The following is a 21079-nucleotide window of genomic DNA, read 5'->3' on the forward strand; positions in this document are numbered from 1 at the left end:
CTCCGATCGTCTGACCTGCTGTGTAAACAGGCGGCCCGCAGGCCGCCTGCCTCTTAATCATAAGTTTATGCGATATCACAAAGCCTGAAATCGGGCGTGCGTGCAATTTGCGTTAAGTGTTATGTTTTTACTGCTTTAGCAAACACTTGCATCGATAAATAACAAATGTAAACAACTGAAAAGGATGGTGGCAGGATGAGGACAGCAGGCAGGTTGCGCCAGTTGAGCTGGGCGATGTTAATGAGTTTTACCGTGGTGCAGGGGGCTGCTGCGGCGCCCGCAAGCGCGCCGCCGATCTCCTATGGCGTTGACAGCGACACCTTTCATCCGGTAAAGGCGCAGCACGGCATGGTCGCTTCGGTGGATGCGATGGCAACGCAGGTGGGCGTGGATATTCTCCGACAGGGCGGCAATGCGGTGGATGCGGCGATCGCCGTGGGCTTTGCGCTGGCCGTTACTCATCCGCAGGCGGGTAATCTCGGCGGTGGCGGCTTTATGCTGCTGCGCACGGCGTCCGGGCGGACTGCTGCTATCGACTTTCGTGAAATGGCGCCGGCGCGCGCCTCGCGCGATATGTTCCTTGATAAGCAGGGTAATGCGGATAGTAAGTTATCACTTACTTCTCACCTGGCGTCTGGTACGCCGGGTACGGTTGCGGGATTTGCGCTGGCGGCAAAGAAGTATGGCACGCTGCCGCTGCGCACGCTGCTGGCCCCGGCTATAAAGCTGGCGCGTGACGGCATTATCGTCAACGATGCGCTGGCGGACGATCTCGCCACCTATGGCAAAGAGAACCTGATCAATCACGCCACCAGCCGGGCAATTTTTTACAAAGCGGATGGCAGACCTTACCAGAAAGGCGATCGGCTGGTGCAGAAGAACCTGGCGCGCAGCCTGCAGCTGATTGCGCAGCAGGGAGCCGATGCGTTTTATACCGGCCGCATTGCTGATGAGATCGCCAGCGAGATGGCACAGCACGGCGGGCTGATTGGCAAAGCGGATCTCGCCGCTTACCGTGCCGTAGAGCGTAAACCGGTCAGCGGCACCTACCGCGGCTATGAAGTGTTCTCTATGCCGCCACCCTCATCGGGCGGGATCCACATTGTGCAGATCCTGAATATCCTGGAGAACTTCGATCTGGCGAAGTGGGGCTTTGGCAGCGCAGACGCCATGCAGGTCATGGCAGAAGCGGAGAAGTACGCTTACGCCGATCGCTCAGAGTATCTTGGCGATCCCGATTTCGTTAAAGTGCCGCAGCAGGCGCTGACAAGCAAAGCCTATGCCAGGACCCTGGCGCAGCAGATCGATGTCAGCAAAGCGCGGCCGTCGTCAGAGATCAAACCGGGTAAGCTGGCACCGTACGAGAGCAATCAGACCACCCACTTCTCGGTGGTGGATAAAGCGGGCAACGCTGTGGCGGTAACCTATACCCTGAACACCTACTTTGGCAGCGGGATCGTGGCAGGCAACAGCGGCATCCTGATGAACAACGAAATGGATGATTTCTCCGCGAAGCCGGGTACGCCAAACGTTTACGGTCTGGTCGGCGGCGAGGCGAATGCGATTCAGCCGGCGAAGCGTCCGCTCTCCTCCATGTCACCGACGATTGTGGCCAAAGAGGGGAAAACCTGGCTGGTCACCGGCAGCCCGGGCGGCAGCCGGATCATCACGACCGTGCTGCAGATGGTGGTTAACAGCATCGATTTCGGGATGAACGTGGCGGAAGCGACTAACGCGCCGCGTTTTCATCATCAGTGGCTGCCCGATCAGCTGCGCGTGGAGAAAGGCTTCAGTCCCGATACGCTGCGCCTGCTGGAAGCGAAAGGCCAGCACGTGAAGGTGCTGCCGGCAATGGGCAGCACGCAGAGCATCATGATCGGTCCTGATGGCATGCGCTACGGCGCCTCCGATCCGCGTTCGGTTGACGATCTCAGCGCCGGTTATTAATCGCCGGTAAGTCCGATACTGCTTCCGGTATTGTTTAGCCAGCCTGCGTGCTGGCTTTTTTTATCGCCGATCGACCCATCCGGCATGCGGGCGGGCACCAGACACGGAAGCGGTAAAAATAGTGATAAACTCAGCCTATCTCTGGCCTCAGGTGCATACGATGAAGAAGAAAAGACCGGTATTACAGGACGTCGCCGATCGCGTCGGCATCACCAAAATGACCGTCAGTCGCTATCTGCGCGACCCGGAGCGGGTCTCCGCCGCGCTGCGTGACAAAATTGCCGTCGCGCTGGATGAGCTGGGCTATATCCCTAATCGTGCACCCGATATGCTCTCAAACGCCACCAGCCGCGCCATTGGCGTGCTGCTGCCCTCCCTGACCAACCAGGTCTTTGCTGACGTGCTGCGCGGAATTGAAACCGTGACCGATGAGGCGGGATATCAGACGCTGGTCGCGCACTTTGGCTACAATCCGGAAAAAGAGGAGCGGCAGCTGCGCTCGCTGCTGGGCTGGAATATTGACGGCGTGATCTTAACCGAACGCACCCATACCACCGGTACGCTGCGCATGCTGGAGGTAGCCGGGATCCCGGTCATTGAGATCATGGACAGCGTCACGCCATGTCTGGATATGGCGGTGGGATTTGATAATGTCGAAGCGGCGCGACAGATGACGCAGGCTATCCTGAAGAAAGGGCATTGCCATACGGTCTACCTGGGGGCGCGGCTCGATGAACGTACGCTGCAGAAGCAGCAGGGATATGAACAGGCAATGCGCGAGGCGGGGCTGACGCCGCACAGCGTGATGATGGAAGACGCCTCTTCCTTCAGCGCCGGCGCGCAGCTGCTGTGCGAGGCGCAAAAGCGCTATCCGGCAACCGACAGTCTGTTCTGTACTAACGATGACCTGGCCGTAGGCGCCATGTTTGAATGCCAGCGTCAGGGGCTGCGCGTGCCGGAGCAGATGGCGATCGCGGGCTTTCATGGTCACGATATTACGCAGGTCGTGACGCCGCGGCTGGCAACCGTGCTGACACCGCGCGAACGGATGGGGAGCGAGGCGGCTGCCATGCTGCTGGCGCGCATTGGTGGCGATCGTTCATTTAGCGGCCCGCTCGATATCGGCTTTGAGATTGCTGAAGGTGACAGCATCTGATTTTGGCGATTGTATGAGCCACTTCACACTTTTACGCTTTTCCGGCTGACGAGGGTTGTCAGCATCGGGACGCACTCCGACAATGAATGACAGATTTGTTATCGGTAACATTGGCAGAATAAGCTGCCGGAGCGCAAAACTATGATCACGCCATCTTCATCACATCACGTTTTTATCCTGATGGGTGTATCCGGCAGCGGAAAGTCTGTCGTTGCTAATCGGGTATCACACGAACTGAATACCGCTTTTCTGGATGGAGATTTCCTTCATCCGCGCAGCAACATCATGAAAATGGCGGAAGGCCATCCGCTGGATGACAACGATCGCCAGCCGTGGCTGCAGGCGCTGAACGACGCGGCTTTTGCCATGCAGCGCACTCAGGCGGTGTCGATTATCGTCTGCTCGGCGCTGAAAAAGTCCTATCGTGACATTTTGCGCCAGGGCAATCACAACCTGAAATTTATCTATCTGAAAGGCGATTTCGAAACCATTGAAACCCGCCTCAAAGCCCGTAAGGGTCACTTCTTCAAGCCGCAGATGCTGGTAACGCAGTTTGCCACGCTGCAGGAACCTGGCACAGATGAGGCAGATGTCCTGATGGTGGATATCAATCACTCGCTGGATGACGTTGTTGCAGCTACGGTTGCGACCATCAGGGATGCAATCAACAAGGGCGAGTAATGAGTACCGCAACGCTGGTGTTAACCGCAGCAGGCTCTGTCCTGCTGCTGCTGTTTCTGGTAATGAAAGCGCGGATGCACGCCTTTGTCGCCCTGATGTTAGTTTCTATTGGCGCCGGACTTTTCTCCGGTATGCCACTCGATCAGATCGCCGATACGATGCAGAAAGGCATGGGCGGCACGCTGGGCTTTCTTGCCATCGTCGTAGCGCTTGGCGCAATGTTCGGCAAAATTCTGCATGAAACCGGTGCGGTGGATCAGATCGCTATCCGGATGCTGAAAACCTTTGGCGAGAGCCGGGCGCACTATGCGATGGGGATCGCCGGGCTGATCTGCGCGCTGCCGCTGTTTTTTGAAGTTGCGGTGGTGCTGCTGATCAGCATCGCCTTTGCGGTGGCGCGCCGCACGCATGACAACCTGGTGAAGCTGGTGATCCCGCTGTTTGCCGGCGTAGCGGCGGCGGCGGCGTTTCTGCTGCCGGGACCTGCGCCGATGCTGCTGGCGGCACAAATGCACGCTGATTTTGGCTGGATGATCCTGCTGGGACTCTGCGCAGCCATTCCGGGGATGCTGATCGCCGGGCCGCTGTTTGGCAGCCTGATCGCCCGCCACGTCAGCTTCAGCGCGCCGCCGGAAGATCATCAGCCGGATGTGGACGAGGGCAGGCTGCCCTCATTTGGTTTCAGCCTCTCTCTGATCCTGTTTCCGCTGCTGCTGGTCGGGCTGAAAACCATCGGTGCGCGCTTTACCACGCCGGATACCCGGCTTTACGAATGGCTGGAATTTATTGGCCATCCGTTTACCGCGATTCTGCTGGCGCTGCTGGTGGCGATCTATGGCCTGGCGTACCGGCAGGGCATGGATAAAGAGAAGGTGATGCAGGTGTGCGGCAGCGCGCTGCAGCCCGCCGGCATTATTCTGCTGGTTATCGGTGCCGGCGGCGTCTTTAAGCAGGTGCTGGTTGACTCTGGCGTGGGGCCGGTGCTGGGTCACGCGCTGACCGGCGCCGGTATGCCGATCGCGCTGGCCTGCTTTATTCTGGCGGGCGCTATCCGGGTTATTCAGGGCTCTGCAACCGTGGCCTGTCTGACCACCGTAGGGCTGGTGATGCCGGTGATCGAACCGCTGCACTACAGCGGCGCGCAGCTCGCGGCGCTCTCAATCTGTATCGGCGGTGGCTCAATTATTATCAGCCACGTCAACGATGCCGGCTTCTGGCTGTTTGGCCGCTTTACCGGTGCCACCGAGGGCGAGACGCTAAAGACCTGGACGCTGATGGAGACCATCCTCGGCACCACCGGCGCCATCGTCGGCATGATTGCGTTTAGTTTGTTATCGTAAATAAACCAGGGGCGCATAAATGCGCCCCCTACATCGCCCTCGTAGGGGCGTCATTAATGACGCCCTGGCCGATGCCCGCACCGAATCATTTATGGCGATTGATACCGTGCACACCCTAAACCAGGGGCGTATAAATGCGCCTCTGCGTGCTTACCTTAATCTACTTCCCGCTCATCATCTGGCTGGTCGAGAACGGTGTAAGCCACCGCGCAGAACAGCGAATTAAGGCGCTTCATATCTCCCAGCAGCCCCAGATGCAGCGAACTGGTCTCAATGCTCTGCACATTATTCAGATGCAGCCGCTCCACGTGCGAGTGAGAGAAACGGCGGATCAGAATACGGAAGCGATGTTTGGCCCGCCGCAGACGTTTCGCGCTGGTGATATCATGCGACAGAAATACCGAGAGGCTCAGGCGCAGGTTATTCAGCACCTGCTCCTGCAGTGTATTCAGCTCTTCCAGCCCTTCTGCCGAAAAGGCCCGCCGCGCCTGCAACGATTTATCCGCAACGTCACCGCTCATGCGCTCAATGATGTCACCCGCCTGTTCAAGATTCAGCGCCATCTCAATAATTTCAGCCCAGCGCCGCGCATCCTCCTCTGCCAGATCTTCGCGCGGCATGCGGGCCAGATAGAGTTTGATCGCGGTATAGAGCACGTCAACATCATCATCCAGCTGCCGCACCCGGTGCGATTCACGCAGTTCGCCCCGGACTACGCGGCTGAACGACTCCAGCATCTGCTCCAGCACGTCGCCCATGCGCAGGGTCTCACGCGCGGCATTGACCAGCGCCAGCGCAGGCGTATCCAGCGCGCTTTTATCCAGATGTCTGGGCTTGAGATGCGCCTGATGCTCTGCATCGTCAGAAATCATACGCTGGCAGAGTCGCGCCATCGGTGCCGCAAACGGCACCATGATCAGGCAGCGTGCCAGGTTGTAGAAAACGTGGAAAAAGATCACCAGCTCTTCATCATTCACCGGCAGCCGATCCAGCAGCTCAGCAATAAAATCAACAAACGGCAGTACCGCAATGCTGCCGATAAGCTTGAACAGCAGGCTGCCGAGCGCCACCCGCTTGCCAGCCGCATTAGAACCGCTGGCGTTGATCATCGCCAGCAGGCCGCTGCCGAGGTTGGCACCAATGACCAGACAGAGCGCCACCTTAAATGAGATCACCCCGGCGGCCGTCAGGGTCGCGGTGATCAGCACCGCCGCCAGGCTCGAGTAGCTGATGATGGCAAAAACGGCGCCAATCAGGGCGTCCAGCAGCGTATCGCCGGTCAGGGTGGAGAAGAGCACCTGCACGCCCGAAGCCTGCGTTATCGGACGTGCTGCGGTGACAATCAGCTGCAGCGCCAGCAGGATCAGCCCGAGACCAATGGCAGCACGGCCCATCTGTCCGACGCGCGTCTGTTTGCGGCTGAGAAAAAAGACCACGCCAAAAAAGATAAACAGCGGGGAGAGCCAGGAGAGATCGAAGGTCAGCACGCGCGCCATAATGGCCGTGCCGACGTCAGCCCCCAGTACCACCACCAGGGCAGGTGTCAGGCTGACCAGGTTTTGCGCCACAAACGAGGTGACCAGCAGCGTAGTGGCGTTGCTGCTCTGTACCAGAGCGGTAACGCCAATGCCGGCCAGAAAAGCCATCGGTTTTTTTTCCACGCTGCGGCTCAGTACCCGGCGCAGATCGGCGCCGTACACGCGCATGATGCCGGTACGCACAATGTGGGTGCCCCAGACCAGCAGTGCGACAGCAGAAAGCAGATTAAGCAGAGTTAGCACGGTCGCAGGCTCCTGTATGCCAGGCAAAAAGCAGCCAGCTGCCTGCCTGGCAAACACGGCAGCGGGGGAAGACCGGTAGCGCACCGCATGAATTTTTCGTTAGATATAAATAACCTGAAGCGGCGTCGACCTGTTAACTGTAGCTGAATCCGGTTCACTGCGATGAGATATCCACGGCGTTTACGCTGCCCCTGCCGGAGAACCGCCACCTTAACGTCATATTGTGATTCAGATCACATTGCAGCATGATAGCGCTCTTCTCATTTGCGCATTAAGGACGCAGCAATGACAGATAAATCAGCCGCCGGTCAGCTCATCGCGACGGTGCTGCAGTGGGTACTTAACCTCGGCCTGTTAATCCTGGCCGTGATCCTGGTGGTGTTTCTCGGCAAGGAGACGATTCATCTGGCTAACGTGCTGTTCAGCACCGGTGAACAAGCGTCATCCTATCTGCTGATTGAAGGCATTGTGATCTACTTTCTCTACTTTGAATTTATCGCGCTGATTGTGAAATATTTTCAGTCGGGCTATCACTTTCCGCTGCGCTACTTTGTTTATATCGGGATCACCGCCATTATCCGGCTGATTATCGTTGACCACAAAAACCCGTTCGACACGCTCTGCTATTCCGCTGCGATCCTGATTCTGGTGGTCACGCTGTGGCTGGCAAACAGCAACCGGCTGAAGCGCGAATAACGTCCCTTATCATCTCCGGCGCTCGCGGCCGTGCCAGCGGCCGCGCTCTGCGGTAAACTAAGGCAACTTTTTTGCCGGAGATCGCCTGATGTCGCACGATGCGCTGCGCCAGTTATATGCCTTGCAGTGGTTACCCGCCTCCTCGCTGCTGCCCGCACCGCTGACCGACTGGCTGATGGAAGAAGATTCCATGACGCGCCGTTTTGAGCAGCACTGCCGGCAGGTTACCGTTCAACCCATCCGTGAAGGCTTTGTCAGCGCGGCGGAGGTCGCAGCAGAAGCGGCTTTTCTGCCGAACGATACGCGCTTCTGGCTGCGCGAAATCGTGCTGTGCGGCGACGGCGAGCCGTGGCTGCTGGGCCGCACCGTAGTGCCCGAGAGTACGCTGCAGGGACCGGAGCAGATGCTGCAGCAACTTGGCACACGCCCGCTGGGGCGCTATCTTTTTGCCTCTTCAGCGCTGAGCCGCGATTTTATTCATCCCGGCCAGGCCGGCGATCTGTGGGGACGGCGTTCGCGCCTGCGCCTGTCGGATAAGCCCCTTCTGTTAACTGAACTTTTTTTACCGGCATCGCCGCTTTACCGCGCGCTGCAGCAAGGATGAGACCCGTGCAAAAATCATTATCCGTAAGCAAATGGCAGGCTTACAGCCGCCTGATGCGCATCGACAAACCTATCGGCACGCTGCTGCTGATGTGGCCTACGCTCTGGGCGCTGTGGCTGGCTGGCATGGCGGTGCCGCCGCTGCCGGTGCTGATTGTGTTTGTGCTTGGCGTCATCGTTATGCGCGCTGCCGGCTGCGTCATCAATGATTACGCCGATCGCAAAGTGGATGGTCACGTCAAACGCACCGCCGGCCGGCCGCTGGCGAGCGGGGCGGTTTCAGAGAAAGAGGCAAAGCTGCTGTTTGCTGCGCTGGGCCTGCTGGCGTTTATGCTGGTGCTGACCATGAATCGCATGACCATCCTGCTCTCTTTCGGCGGGCTGGCGCTGGCTTGGGTCTACCCCTTTATGAAACGCTATACCCATCTGCCGCAGGTGGTGCTCGGCGCAGCCTTTGGCTGGGCGATCCCGATGGGGTGGGCTGCAGTAAGTGAGTCCTTACCTTTAGTCTGCTGGCTGGTGTTCTTCGCTAACATCTGCTGGACGGTGGCCTACGATACCCAGTACGCCATGGTGGATCGCGATGACGATTTGAAGATAGGCGTTAAATCTACGGCGATTCTGTTTGGTCGTTTTGACAAGCTGATTATTGGCCTGCTGCAGCTGGCCACGCTGGGGCTGATGGCGCTGGTGGGAAGTATGCTGAATCTGAACGGGGCATTCTACTGGTCACTGCTGGCTGCCGGCGCGCTGTTTGTCTATCAGCAGAGCCTGATCGCCCGCCGCGAACGCGACGCCTGCTTTCAGGCCTTTCTGAATAACAACTATGTGGGACTGGTGCTGTTTGCTGGCGTGCTGCTGAATACGCAGCCGTTTCTGGCGCTGTTCTGAACCGGCAGGGACGCATCCTGCGTCCCTGCCTTGCCTTACTCGTGTGCGACTGCACTCTCAATTGTCAGACGCACATCGCTGGTGACCAGCTCCGCCAGCATCTGCCACATCGCGTGCGTGCGCTCCGCATCGGCATCACCTGAGTCGCTGATATAGCGCTCATCGCGCAGCGTCAGCACTAGCGTGGTAAATACCGCCTTATCAAAGAACTCCGGCGCATTGATACCGTGCAGCACTGACAGACGCTGCGCCAGCGTGCGGCTCTCTTTCTCCAGCGTGCCGCGGTTGATCGTCGGTTTGGCACTGAGAATGGCGAAAGTGATCGCAAAGCGCTGCAGCGTTTCGCGAATACCGGCTGCCAGCAGCTGCAGCGTGCGATAGCGCGCGGCGCTCAGCTTAATCTGCCCATCCAGCTGCGTTACCAGCCCCTGTCGCGCCATCTCCGCGCACAGCGCGCTAAGCAGCGCCGGCAGTTCGGCACTTTCCCAGCGCAGGAACAGTTCACTTTTCAGCATCGGGTAGACCAGGCTTACCTGACGCAGAAGCTCTGCTTCGCTGATTTCGCGGTGCTGCTGCACAATCGCGGCAATCAGCGACGGCATCACCAGCATGTGCTGAATGTTATTCCGGTAGTAGGTCATCAGCACGGCCTGCTCGCGCGGCAGAATAATGATATCGCCGATGCTGTCCTGCTCGGTTTCAAACTTATTCATGCCCATCGCGTGATCCAGCAGCGCTTCGGCGCTCAGATCGGGCACCGTCGCTTCCGGTGAATAGGGCACGTTGCGCAGCAGCTGGGTGTAGCACTCCAGCTGCTCCGTCAGCTGCTCACGCGTCAGCGAGCGCTGACGGGACGCAAGCAGCGCGGTCACACACAGATTCATGGCGTTGGCCGCACCCGCTTCGTTAATGCGCACCATCAGGCGGGCAGCGATATCGTTTACCGCTGGCGTCATCCACGCGGGGCGCTGCGGATCGATCGGGTCGATCGCCTCGCGCCACTCGGGAATATGCTTGTTCAGGTAGTTAACCAGCGGCAGCGGTTCGCCAAAGTTAACGTAGCCCTGACCGAGATTGCGCAGCTTACGCAGGCCGCGCACCATCTGCACAAAGCCCTCTTTCTCTTTCGCTGCGCCGCGCAGCTCTTTGGCGTAAGTACCCACTTCCATTACGTGCTCATAGCCGATGTAGATCGGTACAAACGTAATCGGACGGCTGCCGCCGCGCAGCAGCGCCTGCAGCGTCATTGAAAGCGTGCCGGTTTTGGGATCGAGCAGGCGACCGGTGCGCGAGCGTCCGCCCTCAACAAAGTACTCAACCGAGTAGCCGCGGCTGAACAGCTCGCCCAGATATTCGCGGAATACGGTGGAGTAGAGTTTATTGCCCTTAAAGGTACGGCGAATAAAGAAGGCCCCCAGCCGGCGGAAAATGGGCCCGGCTGGCCAGAAGTTAAGATTGATACCGGCAGCGATGTGCGGCGGCACCAGCCCCTGATGATAAAGCACGTAGGAGAGCAGCAGATAATCCATATGGCTGCGGTGGCAGGGCACATAGACTATTTCATGACCATCCTGCGCCAGCTGACGCACGCGCTCGCCGCCGTTGACGCTAATGCCCTGATAGAGGCGGCTCCAGAGCCAGCCCATGATGCGGTCGGTAACGCGGATCGCCTCATATGAGAAGTCTGCCGCGATCTCTTCCATCATCTCAACGGCGTTTTGCTGCGCTTTTTCATGCGAAATCTTTTTGCTGCGCGCTTCATCTTCAACCGCTTTTTCAATCGCCTTCGACTGCAGCAGCTTGTTGAACAGATCCTGACGGGCGGGCAGGCTTGGTCCTACCGCGGCGAGACGCTGGCGGGCAAAGTGAATACGCGCCACGCGCGCCAGCTTCTGCGCAATCGACTTATCCGTGCCGTGTTCGGTCGCCATCTGGCGCAGCGAGACGGTGGAAGAGAAGCGGACAAAGCTGTCGCGACCGTGCCAGAGAATGGCGAAAAACTTCTGTACGCCATTCAGTACGCGCAGATGCGGCGTAGGCTCGCCCTGAATTTCACGACCCGGCGCACGGCCAAACATCACCGCCACCGGCAGCATCTGGACATCCAGCTGCGGGTTATTACGATGCAGATCCAGATAGTCGTGAAACAGTTTCACTGACTCCGGGTTCGCCACGTAGTAAGGAAAGACACGCGGGCCATCATGGATAAACACATGGCGCGGCAGCAGCGTGCCGTCAATCTCCAGCGGCGCGAGCGGATCGGGCAGATCAAGCCGCAGACACTGGTTGCGTAATGTAAGCAGGTCCGCCTTTGAATCATAAGGCAAAACATACATCACGGGACGAGTGGGATCGATACCGTGCTCCGAAACCGGATCGGTCGGTATGACCTTACTTTTTACCAAAATAGAGAGTGGTAAATTCAATAATTTGTAATAGAGTTTACGCCAACCTGACATAGACAACTTGAAGCCTCTTGTTAGCAAAGCGCGGCAAGCATACCAGAAAGTGCAGCGGAGATCTGTGGCTGTGCCATCGCACGCTGCGCACTCATTGACGCCAAAATTACTCAAGGGTTCCCTATTCATGGCAAATAACGTTACCGGCCTGCTGCGTATCATCAAAGCGGCGGGCTACTCCTGGCAGGGAATACGCGCAGCCTGGCAACATGAAGCGGCCTTTCGTCAGGAAGCCGTTGCAGCGGTGATTGCGGTAGTTGTCGCCTGCTGGCTGGATGTGGACGCAGTGACGCGCGTGCTGCTAATTGGTTCGGTGATACTGGTGGTGGTGGTGGAGATCCTCAACAGCGCGATTGAGGCGGTGGTCGACCGAATCGGCCAGGAGCGTCATCCGCTGGCGGGCCGCGCTAAGGATATGGGTTCTGCCGCCGTACTGCTGACGATCCTTCTCGCGCTGTTTGTCTGGATAACGCTGCTCTGGCCGCACGCATAATAAGGCCGCCCGTACCGATATATCGCTGATTTTTGCCGCAGCTGCGGTTTTCATTTCGCCAATACCTGTATATACTCACAGCGACTGTATAAACAACCAGGGGGCGGGATGAAAGCGTTAACCAGCAGGCAGCAGCAGGTCTATGACCTGATTCGCGACCATATTAATACAACCGGCATGCCGCCAACGCGTGCTGAAATCGCTTCACAGCTGGGCTTCCGCTCACCCAATGCAGCTGAAGAGCACCTGAAAGCGCTGGCGCGTAAAGGGGTCATTGAGATTGTCTCTGGCGCCTCGCGCGGCATTCGCTTGCTGATGGAAGAAGAGACAAGCGGCGGACTGCCGTTAATCGGGCGTGTCGCTGCCGGCGAGCCGCTGCTGGCTCAGGAGCACATCGAGACCCACTATCAGGTCGATGCTAACCTGTTCAAGCCGAGCGCGGATTTTCTGCTGCGCGTTAGCGGCATGTCGATGAAAGATATCGGGATTATGGATGGCGATCTGCTTGCCGTGCATAAAACCCAGGATGTGCGTAATGGCCAGGTCGTGGTGGCGCGCATTGACGACGAGGTCACCGTAAAACGCTGGAAAAAGCAGGGTGCTATCGTGCATCTGCTGCCGGAAAACAGCGATTTTCAGCCTATCGAAGTGGATACGCGCCAGCAGTCTCTGACCGTTGAAGGTCTGGCTGTCGGTATTGTCCGTACCGGTGAATGGCTGTAATACCTGGTTAGTCCCCCCGCTGCGGTCTGTGCTTGCACAGGCCGCGGTCTGCTATATTACCCCTCTGCTTCCAACCGTGGCGCCGTGCAGCTGCATGAGGCGCGTTGCCCGCAATAACAGGACTGGCTGATGCCGCTGTTTACCTCTTCTGATCGCACGCTCTGGCGCCTGGCGCTGCCCATGATCCTCTCTAACATCAGCGTACCGCTGCTGGGCATTGTGGATACGGCTATCATTGGCCACCTCGACAGCCCGGTTTACCTCGGCGGCGTAGCCGTGGGTGCAACGGCCACCAGCTTTGTCTTTATGCTGCTGCTCTTTTTGCGGATGAGCACCACTGGCCTGACGGCGCAGGCGTTCGGCGCCCGCGATAAGCCAGCGCTGGCGCGGGCGCTGATCCAGCCGATGCTGATTGCGCTGACGGCAGGCGTGCTGTTCATTGCGCTACGAACGCCGGTCAGCGAGCTGGCAGCCGCGCTGATGGGCGGCAGCGAGGCGGTGCAGCAGCAGGCACAAACCTTTATCGCTATCCGCTGGCTCAGCGCGCCTGCCACGCTGGCAAATCTGGTGATCCTCGGCTGGCTGCTCGGCGTACAGTATGCGCGCGCGCCGATGGTGCTGCTTATTACCGGCAACGTCGTGAATATCCTGCTCGATCTGCTGTTTGTTCTGCAGTGGCACTGGGGCGTGGCGGGTGCCGCAGCGGCCACCGCCGTCGCGGACTATGTGACGCTGGCCGTGGGGCTATGGATGGTGGCGCGGGTGCTGGCGCTGCGCGGCATATCATTTTCGCTGCTTAAAGCCAGCTGGCGCGGCGACGCCGCGCGCCTGTTCCGGCTTAACCGCGACATCATGCTGCGTTCGCTGCTGCTGCAGCTCTGCTTCGCCTCGCTGACGCTACTGGGCGCGCGACTCGGCGCTGACGTGGTCGCCGTCAATGCGGTATTGCTGATGTTCCTGACTTTTACTGCCTATGCGCTGGATGGTTTTGCGTATGCGGTGGAAGCCTGCTCCGGTGAGGCGACCGGCGCAGGCGATCGCAGCCGGCTGCGGCTGATCTGGTATGCCGCCTGCCGGCAGGCGGGCATTGTGGCGCTGCTGTTCGCTGTGATTTACGCCCTCTGCGGTCCGGCAATTATCGCGCTGCTGACCTCGATTGAGTCGCTGCGTGAGGCGGCTGACCGCTATCTGATCTGGCAGGTGATCCTGCCGCTGGCTGGCGTCTGGTGCTATCTGCTGGATGGGATGTTTATCGGAGCCACGCGCGGCCGGGATATGCGCAACAGCATGCTGCTGGCGGCGCTGGGCTATGCGCTGACGCTGCTGACGCTGCCGTGGCTCGGGAATCATGGTTTATGGCTGGCTATTACCGTATTTCTCGCGCTGAGAGGCATTACGCTCGGGCTGATCTGGCGTCATCACTGGCAGCGCGACAGCTGGTTCAGCGTGTGATAGCAGCCGGTCAGGCGGTAGCCCACAAAACTGGCAGTTTGTGCTGCAGCGGTTAACCTTAACGTGACAGCACGCGGGTTATATGGCGGTTCAGCCCGCGCTGTGGTGGCATACCGTCTGGCTCAGCAAACCGGGGAGAGATGCAATGAACAGAGATGAAGCGAGTGGCAGCTGGAAACAGTTTAAAGGAAAATGCAAAGAGCAGTGGGGCAAGCTGACCGATGATGACCTGAGCGTGATCGAAGGCAGACGCGAGCAGCTGATCGGCAAAATTCAGGAGCGCTACGGCTATGCCAGAGCAGAAGCGGAGCGCGAAGTAAACGAATGGGAAAGCCGGCACAACGATCCACACAGCTAGTGCCACCCCGCTTCAGAGCATAACCCGCCCGCATGCCTTCAGGCGTGCGCTCAGCCCTTTTTGCCGCGTTTTTTACTCATCGCTTCATGATCGTGCGCGCAGCTGGCGTGCTGTGTACAGGCGGCAATTTCCGCACAGTTTTCGCACAGGCCGTGCGCTTCAATTACCGTATGGCGCAGGCTGAAGTTTGCCTGGTCAGCCAGTCCCGCAATGATTTTTTCCACGCCGTGCGCCTGCTGTTCACTCACTGCGGCACAGCTGTCGCAAACCAGCATGACAGAGCTGTGGGCCGGCTCATTGAAATGATGGCAGACCACATAGCTGTTGTTGGACTCCACGCGGTGGATAAATCCCTGCTCCAGCAAAAAGTCGAGGGCGCGGTAAATCGTGGGCGGCTTCGCCTGAGGCTCACTCATACGCAGCTGATCCAGCAGATCGTAGGCGCTGACAGAACCTTTCTGCTCAGCCATCAGGCGCAGTACTTCGGCACGCTGTGGCGTAAGACGCACGCCGCGATCGAGACAGAGCGCCTCGACCTGGGTCAGCAGCTGCGCTGGGGTAAGAGTTGACATAATGTTCTCCGGCTAACAGGTGATGTTATTTTATCACACTCCATCCGCCCATGCTGTTTTTGCCTGCCCAGGCCGAAGCGTGCTGTCGATCACACTTATCCGGCAATTTTAAGCGTGTTTAGCGCGCTATTTTTGCTTTGCAAGTGACCAGATTCCCGATATGGTTCAGGCAGGCTAAAGTTATCACTGGCCTTATAAGAGCAATAATTCGCCTGAGTGGCTAAAAAAAGCGCAGTGTGACGCAATTGTGTCCAATTCTGCGAACAGCAGTGCTTATCCCTTTCAGTTCACAGCAATGAAGCGTTAGCCGCCATTCAGAATAGCGGTTAACACCATTATTTCGCCTACGCGACACTCAATAATTTTTTAAGGTGATAGCAGCCTCATGATGACAACACGCTTTACGCTGGCCCGGGTGGCTTATTTTGCTGGTTTAAACGCGCTGCTGGTTTCCTCTTCAGCGCTGGCCGCGGGAACCTGGTATGATGCGCGCAATGATGCGATGGGCGGAACCGGTGTCGCATCGTCGCACTGGAGCTCTGCCGTGCTGGCTAACCCCGCGCTGATGACACGCGCGCAGCCGGAAGAGAACGCCGGCATTATTTTTCCCTCTGCCGGGTTACAGGTGACGGATAAAGACAAGCTGGTCGATCGCATTGATGACATCACCGATACGGTTGATCGCTATCGCGACGTGATTGATAACATCAACGCGAATCTCATCTCGGATCCGTTTGCCGCCATCAATGCGGTACCGCAACTGCGTGCCGCAGCCGGTGATATGGCCGATCAGCTGCGCGGGCTTAAAGGTAACAAAGCGGATGCCACCGCTGGCGTTGCGCTGGCCGTCACCGTTCCCAATGCGACGCTGCCGTTTGCTTTTATTACCAAAGCCTATGGCACCGCCCATATCCGGGCCAATGTGGCTCAGAGCGATATCGATTATCTGGATAGTCTGGCAAACGGGGCGTTTCCGCAGCCGGGCGATCAGGATAACCTGCGCTCCAGCGCGAACGGACTGGCAGCGCTGGTCACCGATTATGGTATCGCCATGGCGCATGAGTTCACGGTTGCCGGTCATCCGGTCTCGCTCGGTATTACGCCCAAGCTGCAGAAGACCTGGCTCTATAACTACAGCGCCAGCGTCTATAACTACGATAAAAACGATCTTAAAAACGGACGCTATCGCAGTTCAGACACCGGCTTTAACGTTGATGCCGGTCTCGCAACCGCGTTTGCTGAAAACTGGACGTTTGGTCTGACCGGGCAGAACCTGATCTCACGCGATCTGGAAACCAAAGTCGTCAATGGCTATCGCGATACCTATCAAATCCGTCCGCTGGTGACAACCGGACTGGCATGGGAGCGCGGGCCGGTTACCCTGACCGGCGATGTGGACCTGACGGAAACCAAACGCTTTAAGTCGCAGGAGAGCAGCCAGTATGCGGGCGCAGGCGCGGAATATCGCGTGCTCGACTGGCTGGCACTGCGGGCAGGCTATCGCGCCGATCTGAAATCAAATGACGTTAATGTGGTTACAGCCGGCCTCGGGCTGTCGCCGTTTAATAATGCGGTGCATCTGGATCTCGCGGGCTCCGCCGGTAAAGATCGTACCTGGGGTGCGATGGTACAGCTCGGCTTTAACTTCTGACGGGTCTGTCACGGGCGGCTGTGTCGTCCGTGACGGCTGTGGTATCATTGCGCAGTTTCTCATCATTTAACTCCGGATCTACTGCGCTTCATGACTGATAACTTCTCTTCGCAACGCTTCTCTATCGCGCCGATGCTCGACTGGACCGATCGTCACTGCCGCTATTTTCATCGCAAGCTGACCGGCGATACGCTGCTCTATACCGAAATGGTGACGACCGGCGCGATTATTCATGGCAAAGGCGATTACCTTGCCTATAGCGAAGAGGAGCATCCGGTTGCGCTGCAGCTGGGCGGCAGCGATCCGGCGGCGCTGGCGCAGTGTGCCCGACTGGCTGAAGCGCGCGGTTACGATCAGATCAACCTTAACGTGGGCTGTCCTTCCGACCGCGTACAGAACGGTCGTTTTGGTGCCTGCCTGATGGCGGATGCGAACCTGGTGGCTGACTGCATTAAAGCGATGCGCGATGTGGTTTCTATTCCGGTCACGGTAAAAACCCGCATCGGTATTGATGAGCAGGACAGCTACGCGTTTCTGCGCGACTTTACCGGCACCGTGGCAGAGCGGGGCGGCTGCGACACCTTTATCATTCACGCTCGCAAAGCCTGGCTGTCAGGCCTGAGCCCCAAAGAGAACCGGGAGATCCCGCCGCTGGACTATCCGCGCGTTTATCAGCTAAAACGTGATTTTCCGGCGCTGACCATGGCGATCAACGGCGGGGTAAAAACGCTGGAAGAGGCCAAGACGCACCTGATGCATCTGGATGGCGTGATGATGGGCCGCGAAGCGTATCAAAATCCTTCCGTGCTGGCGCAGGTTGACCGCGAGCTTTTTGGCCGCACAACGCCGGCAGTGGATCTGGTCGCCGTTGTGCGTTCAATGTATCCCTATATCGAAGCGGAACTGACGCAGGGCACTTATCTGGGGCACGTCACCCGGCATATGCTGGGGCTGTTTCAGGGTATTCCGGGTGCCCGTCAGTGGCGACGGTATCTGAGCGAAAATGCCCATAAACCGGGTGCTGATGTGCGGGTGCTGGAAGCCGCGCTGGCGCTGGTGGCCGATCGCATCCCCCAGGAAGCGTAATCAGCGCGCTCTGAAAACCGCAGCAGAAATGGTGCGGTTTTATTTTGCCTGAAACCTGGTTTTTTTCACCACTTCTACCGCAGTGCCCTGAATAAATACTTTTAAATCAATATCTTATAAATTAACCGTTCTGGCACGAAAATTGTATCTGTCAGCAGAGTCCTGACAGAGGAGAATAGACGTGGAAATTGTATTTGTGCTTGGGTTCTTTTTAATGCTGTTGCTGACCGGCGTTTCCCTGCTGGGGGTGATTGCGGCTTTAGCCGTTGCCACCGCGCTGATGTTTTTAACCGGCCTGTTTGCCTTTGTTATAAAACTGTTACCCTGGCTGCTGCTGGCCGTGGTCGCCGTCTGGGTCTGGCGCAGCGTTACCACACCGGGTAGCAGCACCAGACTGAACCGGCTCAGGAGAAAAATCAGCAGGATGGAGCGACGCGGCTGGTAAAAAATGCGGCTCAGATCACAGCGCTGAATTCCGCTGGCGCTAAATAAAACGTAAACATATTTTTTACTTATGTTTTCTGCCACTATACGTATACAGATTCAGTACCGCTGTCCCTACACCAGCGCGAACTAAAAAAAGAATCAGGGGCTTCCTTCAGGAAGCCCTCTTTTTTTGCCTGCATCAGGGCAGCAGCAGGCTGGAACCCTGGGTCGCACGACTCTCCAGTATCTGATGCGCGCGCATGGCATCGCGCAGCGGGAACTTCTGCTGCTCCGGTACGTTTACCTGAATGGCGCGGCTGGCTATCAGGGAAAAGAGTTCACTGCTCGCCTGCTCCAGCTCCTCACGGTTTGTGATATAGCCAAACAGCGACGGGCGGGTGACAAACAGAGAGCCTTTCTTATTAAGAATTCCTAAATCCACGCCGGTTACCGGGCCGGAAGCGTTGCCAAAGCTGACCAGCAGCCCGTGGCGCTGCAGAGAGTCGAGCGATGGTTCCCAGGTATCCTTACCGACAGAGTCATACACCACGGCCACTTTTTTCCCCTGCGTCAGTTCGCTGACGCGCTGTGCAATATCCTCTTCGCGATAGTTGATGGTGGCCCATGCGCCAGCCGCTTTGGCAATCTGCGCTTTTTCGGCAGAACCCACCGTGCCGATAAGATGTGCACCCAGCGCTTTGGCCCACTGGCAGGCAATCAGACCCACACCGCCTGCGGCAGCATGAAACAGAAACGTCTCATCCGCTTTGACTTTCCAGGTTTGTCGCAGCAGATACTGGACCGTCAGCCCTTTGAGAAATGAGGCAGCCGCCGTTTCAAAAGAGATACTCTCCGGCAGCAGCGCCAGCCGCTCTTCCGCAACGTTGTGAAGTTCACTGTAAGCGCCCAGAGCGGCCTGACAGTAAACCACCCGATCGCCAGGCTGAAAACGCGTGACCGCTGCGCCCACTTTGCTGACCACGCCTGCCGCTTCGGTACCGAGTCCGGAAGGAAAGGCTGAAACCGGGTAGAGCCCGCTGCGCACATAGGTGTCGATATAGTTGATGCCTATCGCCCGGTTTTCTACCTGCACCTCATGCTCAGCCGGATCGGCAGGATCAAAATCTGCCCACTGCAAAACCTCCGGGCCACCGTGCTGACTGAACTGAATACGCTTTGCCATGCTGACTCCTGTGAATGTTCATCCGGGGGCGGTATACTTGCGCGTCCCTTTCACGATCGGTAATGCATTCACTATGGCAGGAAACAAACCCACCAACAAATCGAACGAACCCCGCGATCGGCAGCTGGAAGGCGTAAAAATGCCGCCGCACTCCATAGAAGCGGAGCAGTCGGTGCTGGGTGGGTTGATGCTGGACAACGAGCGCTGGGACAACGTCTCTGAGCGCGTTGTCGCAGACGATTTTTTTAACCGCTCACACCGCATGATTTTTGCTGAGATGCAGCGGCTGCTGGAGCTGGGCCAGCCTATCGACCTGATCACGCTGTCAGAGTCGCTGGAAACGCGCGGCGAGCTGGAGATGGCGGGCGGCTTTGCCTATCTGGCCGAACTCGCGAAAAATACGCCAAGTGCGGCTAACATCGGCGCCTATGCAGATATCGTGCGCGAACGTGCGGTAGTGCGTGAGATGATCGCGGTTGCCAATCAGATTGCCGACGCCGGTTACGATCCGCAGGGGCGGAGCAGTGAAGATCTGCTCGACTTTGCCGAATCCAACGTCTTTAAAATCGCCGAGCAGCGCGCGAATAAAGATGACGGCCCGCAGAACATTGAGCAGATCCTTGAAGCCACCGTGTCCCGTATTGAAGCGCTGGTCTCAACGCCGCACGATGGCGTAACCGGCGTAGATACCGGCTATCAGGATCTGAACAAAAAAACGGCCGGCCTGCAGGGGTCCGATCTGATTATCGTGGCGGCGCGTCCCTCAATGGGTAAAACCACGTTCGCCATGAACCTGTGCGAAAACGCCGCGATGCTCAATGAGAAACCGGTGCTGATCTTCAGTCTGGAGATGCCCAGCGAGCAGCTGATGATGCGTATGCTGGCATCCCTGTCGCGCGTGGACCAGACGCGTATTCGTACCGGCCAGCTGGAAGATGAGGACTGGGCGCGCATCTCCGCCACGATGGGTATTCTGCTGGAGAAGAAAAACATCTTTATTGATGACTCTTCCGGCCTGACGCCAACCGAAGTACGCTCGCGTGCCCGCCGCGTGTTCCGCGAAAATGGCGGTCTGAGCATGATCATGATCGACTATCTGCAGCTGATGCGCGTGCCGTCGCACTCCGAGAACCGTACGCTGGAGATCGCCGAAATTTCGCGTTCATTGAAAGCGCTGGCCAAAGAGCTGAATGTGCCGGTCGTGGCGCTGTCGCAGCTAAACCGTTCACTGGAGCAGCGCGCCGACAAACGTCCGGTTAACTCCGATCTGCGTGAATCAGGATCGATCGAGCAGGATGCTGACCTGATCATGTTTATCTACCGCGATGAGGTTTATCACGAAAACAGCGATCTGAAAGGCATCGCTGAGATCATCATCGGCAAGCAGCGTAACGGGCCGATCGGTACCGTGCGTCTTACCTTCAACGGCCAGTGGTCGCGCTTTGACAACTACGCCGGCCCGCAATACGACGACGAATAAGCCTTTGCCTGCCACTGCATGCACGTTTTGTGCATGCATCTCACGTCATCAGAAAATAGTGTTGGACAAGGCGACCCGCTATCAGGTTATCTGTGCCAAAG

19 protein-coding genes are annotated in these 21079 nt (G+C 57.8%); 15 read left to right on the plus strand and 4 right to left on the minus strand.

The genetic code is table 11. The features are described from left to right. The first annotated feature begins 195 nt into the window (after nucleotides 1–195). From ggt to gntU, 4 genes are all read left to right on the plus strand, one after another. Nucleotides 196–1947, plus strand: coding sequence for a gamma-glutamyltransferase (ggt, locus tag FS690_RS07825; RefSeq protein ID WP_104085620.1), 1752 nt, complete (start codon nucleotides 196–198; stop codon nucleotides 1945–1947). A gap of 160 nt (nucleotides 1948–2107) precedes the next feature. Continuing rightward, the gene (gntR, locus tag FS690_RS07830; protein ID WP_145339365.1) at nucleotides 2108–3103 is read left to right on the plus strand and encodes a gluconate operon transcriptional repressor GntR; all 996 of its coding nucleotides are present in this window, start codon (nucleotides 2108–2110) and stop codon (nucleotides 3101–3103) included. Nucleotides 3104–3244: 141 nt separating this feature from the next. Next, nucleotides 3245–3784 carry a gluconokinase gene (gntK, locus tag FS690_RS07835; protein WP_039381948.1) on the plus strand — a complete coding sequence of 180 codons (540 nt, stop codon included), beginning with the start codon at nucleotides 3245–3247 and terminating at the stop codon, nucleotides 3782–3784. Beyond that, on the plus strand, nucleotides 3784–5124 hold the full coding sequence (gene gntU / locus FS690_RS07840; RefSeq protein WP_039381950.1) for a gluconate transporter: 1341 nt from the start codon (nucleotides 3784–3786) through the stop codon (nucleotides 5122–5124). The genes gntK and gntU overlap by 1 nt, the downstream gene beginning before the upstream one ends. Nucleotides 5125–5279: 155 nt before the next feature. Here gntU and FS690_RS07845 read toward each other — a convergent pair whose 3' ends face one another. Then, nucleotides 5280–6905: a Na/Pi cotransporter family protein gene (locus FS690_RS07845; protein WP_039381952.1), complete on the minus strand. Its 1626-nt coding sequence runs from the start codon at nucleotides 6903–6905 to the stop codon at nucleotides 5280–5282. Between the two features lie 285 nt (nucleotides 6906–7190). On the opposite strand from FS690_RS07845, the gene psiE reads away from it, so the two are divergent. From psiE to ubiA, 3 genes are all read left to right on the plus strand, one after another. After that, entirely contained in the window at nucleotides 7191–7601 is a 411-nt protein-coding gene (gene psiE, locus FS690_RS07850) for a phosphate-starvation-inducible protein PsiE (protein WP_039381954.1), read from the plus strand. A gap of 88 nt (nucleotides 7602–7689) precedes the next feature. Next, the gene (gene ubiC, locus FS690_RS07855) at nucleotides 7690–8205 is read left to right on the plus strand and encodes a chorismate lyase (protein ID WP_039381957.1); all 516 of its coding nucleotides are present in this window, start codon (nucleotides 7690–7692) and stop codon (nucleotides 8203–8205) included. Further along, nucleotides 8202–9095 (plus strand): 4-hydroxybenzoate octaprenyltransferase, encoded by an 894-nt coding sequence (ubiA, locus tag FS690_RS07860; RefSeq protein WP_211049635.1) that lies wholly within the window; start codon nucleotides 8202–8204, stop codon nucleotides 9093–9095. Before ubiC ends, ubiA begins: the two co-directional genes overlap by 4 nt. A gap of 35 nt (nucleotides 9096–9130) precedes the next feature. Here ubiA and plsB read toward each other — a convergent pair whose 3' ends face one another. Beyond that, complete coding sequence (gene plsB / locus FS690_RS07865; protein WP_039381961.1) at nucleotides 9131–11554, minus strand: glycerol-3-phosphate 1-O-acyltransferase PlsB; 2424 nt, start codon at nucleotides 11552–11554, stop codon at nucleotides 9131–9133. A 127-nt stretch (nucleotides 11555–11681) separates the two neighbouring features. Here plsB and FS690_RS07870 point away from each other — a divergent pair, with 127 nt between their 5' ends. The 4 genes from FS690_RS07870 (at nucleotide 11682) to FS690_RS07885 (ending at nucleotide 14580) form a co-directional block, all read left to right on the plus strand. Then, nucleotides 11682–12047 (plus strand): diacylglycerol kinase, encoded by a 366-nt coding sequence (locus FS690_RS07870; RefSeq protein ID WP_104085617.1) that lies wholly within the window; start codon nucleotides 11682–11684, stop codon nucleotides 12045–12047. 108 nt (nucleotides 12048–12155) lie between these two features. After that, nucleotides 12156–12770, plus strand: coding sequence for a transcriptional repressor LexA (gene lexA, locus FS690_RS07875; protein WP_039381966.1), 615 nt, complete (start codon nucleotides 12156–12158; stop codon nucleotides 12768–12770). A 129-nt stretch (nucleotides 12771–12899) separates the two neighbouring features. Then, on the plus strand, nucleotides 12900–14222 hold the full coding sequence (gene dinF, locus FS690_RS07880; RefSeq protein WP_039381969.1) for an MATE family efflux transporter DinF: 1323 nt from the start codon (nucleotides 12900–12902) through the stop codon (nucleotides 14220–14222). Between the two features lie 145 nt (nucleotides 14223–14367). Then, complete coding sequence (locus FS690_RS07885; RefSeq protein ID WP_071668452.1) at nucleotides 14368–14580, plus strand: CsbD family protein; 213 nt, start codon at nucleotides 14368–14370, stop codon at nucleotides 14578–14580. Between the two features lie 50 nt (nucleotides 14581–14630). Here the strand turns inward: FS690_RS07885 and zur are convergent, their stop codons facing one another. Next, on the minus strand, nucleotides 14631–15152 hold the full coding sequence (gene zur, locus FS690_RS07890) for a zinc uptake transcriptional repressor Zur (RefSeq protein ID WP_071668451.1): 522 nt from the start codon (nucleotides 15150–15152) through the stop codon (nucleotides 14631–14633). Nucleotides 15153–15540: 388 nt separating this feature from the next. Here zur and FS690_RS07895 point away from each other — a divergent pair, with 388 nt between their 5' ends. From FS690_RS07895 to pspG, 3 genes are all read left to right on the plus strand, one after another. Then, complete coding sequence (locus FS690_RS07895) at nucleotides 15541–16803, plus strand: conjugal transfer protein TraF (protein WP_166714333.1); 1263 nt, start codon at nucleotides 15541–15543, stop codon at nucleotides 16801–16803. Between the two features lie 90 nt (nucleotides 16804–16893). Next, on the plus strand, nucleotides 16894–17889 hold the full coding sequence (dusA, locus tag FS690_RS07900) for a tRNA dihydrouridine(20/20a) synthase DusA (protein WP_071668450.1): 996 nt from the start codon (nucleotides 16894–16896) through the stop codon (nucleotides 17887–17889). Between the two features lie 181 nt (nucleotides 17890–18070). Then, the gene (gene pspG, locus FS690_RS07905) at nucleotides 18071–18334 is read left to right on the plus strand and encodes an envelope stress response protein PspG (protein WP_039381981.1); all 264 of its coding nucleotides are present in this window, start codon (nucleotides 18071–18073) and stop codon (nucleotides 18332–18334) included. A 180-nt stretch (nucleotides 18335–18514) separates the two neighbouring features. Here the strand turns inward: pspG and FS690_RS07910 are convergent, their stop codons facing one another. After that, nucleotides 18515–19498, minus strand: coding sequence for a quinone oxidoreductase (locus tag FS690_RS07910; RefSeq protein WP_039381983.1), 984 nt, complete (start codon nucleotides 19496–19498; stop codon nucleotides 18515–18517). A 73-nt stretch (nucleotides 19499–19571) separates the two neighbouring features. Between FS690_RS07910 and dnaB the strand changes: the two genes are divergently transcribed. After that, nucleotides 19572–20978 carry a replicative DNA helicase gene (gene dnaB / locus FS690_RS07915; protein ID WP_039381986.1) on the plus strand — a complete coding sequence of 469 codons (1407 nt, stop codon included), beginning with the start codon at nucleotides 19572–19574 and terminating at the stop codon, nucleotides 20976–20978. Nucleotides 20979–21079 lie beyond the last annotated feature (101 nt).

The organism is Pantoea sp. PSNIH1, from assembly GCF_007680655.1.
Classification (GTDB): domain Bacteria; phylum Pseudomonadota; class Gammaproteobacteria; order Enterobacterales; family Enterobacteriaceae; genus Pantoea; species Pantoea eucrina.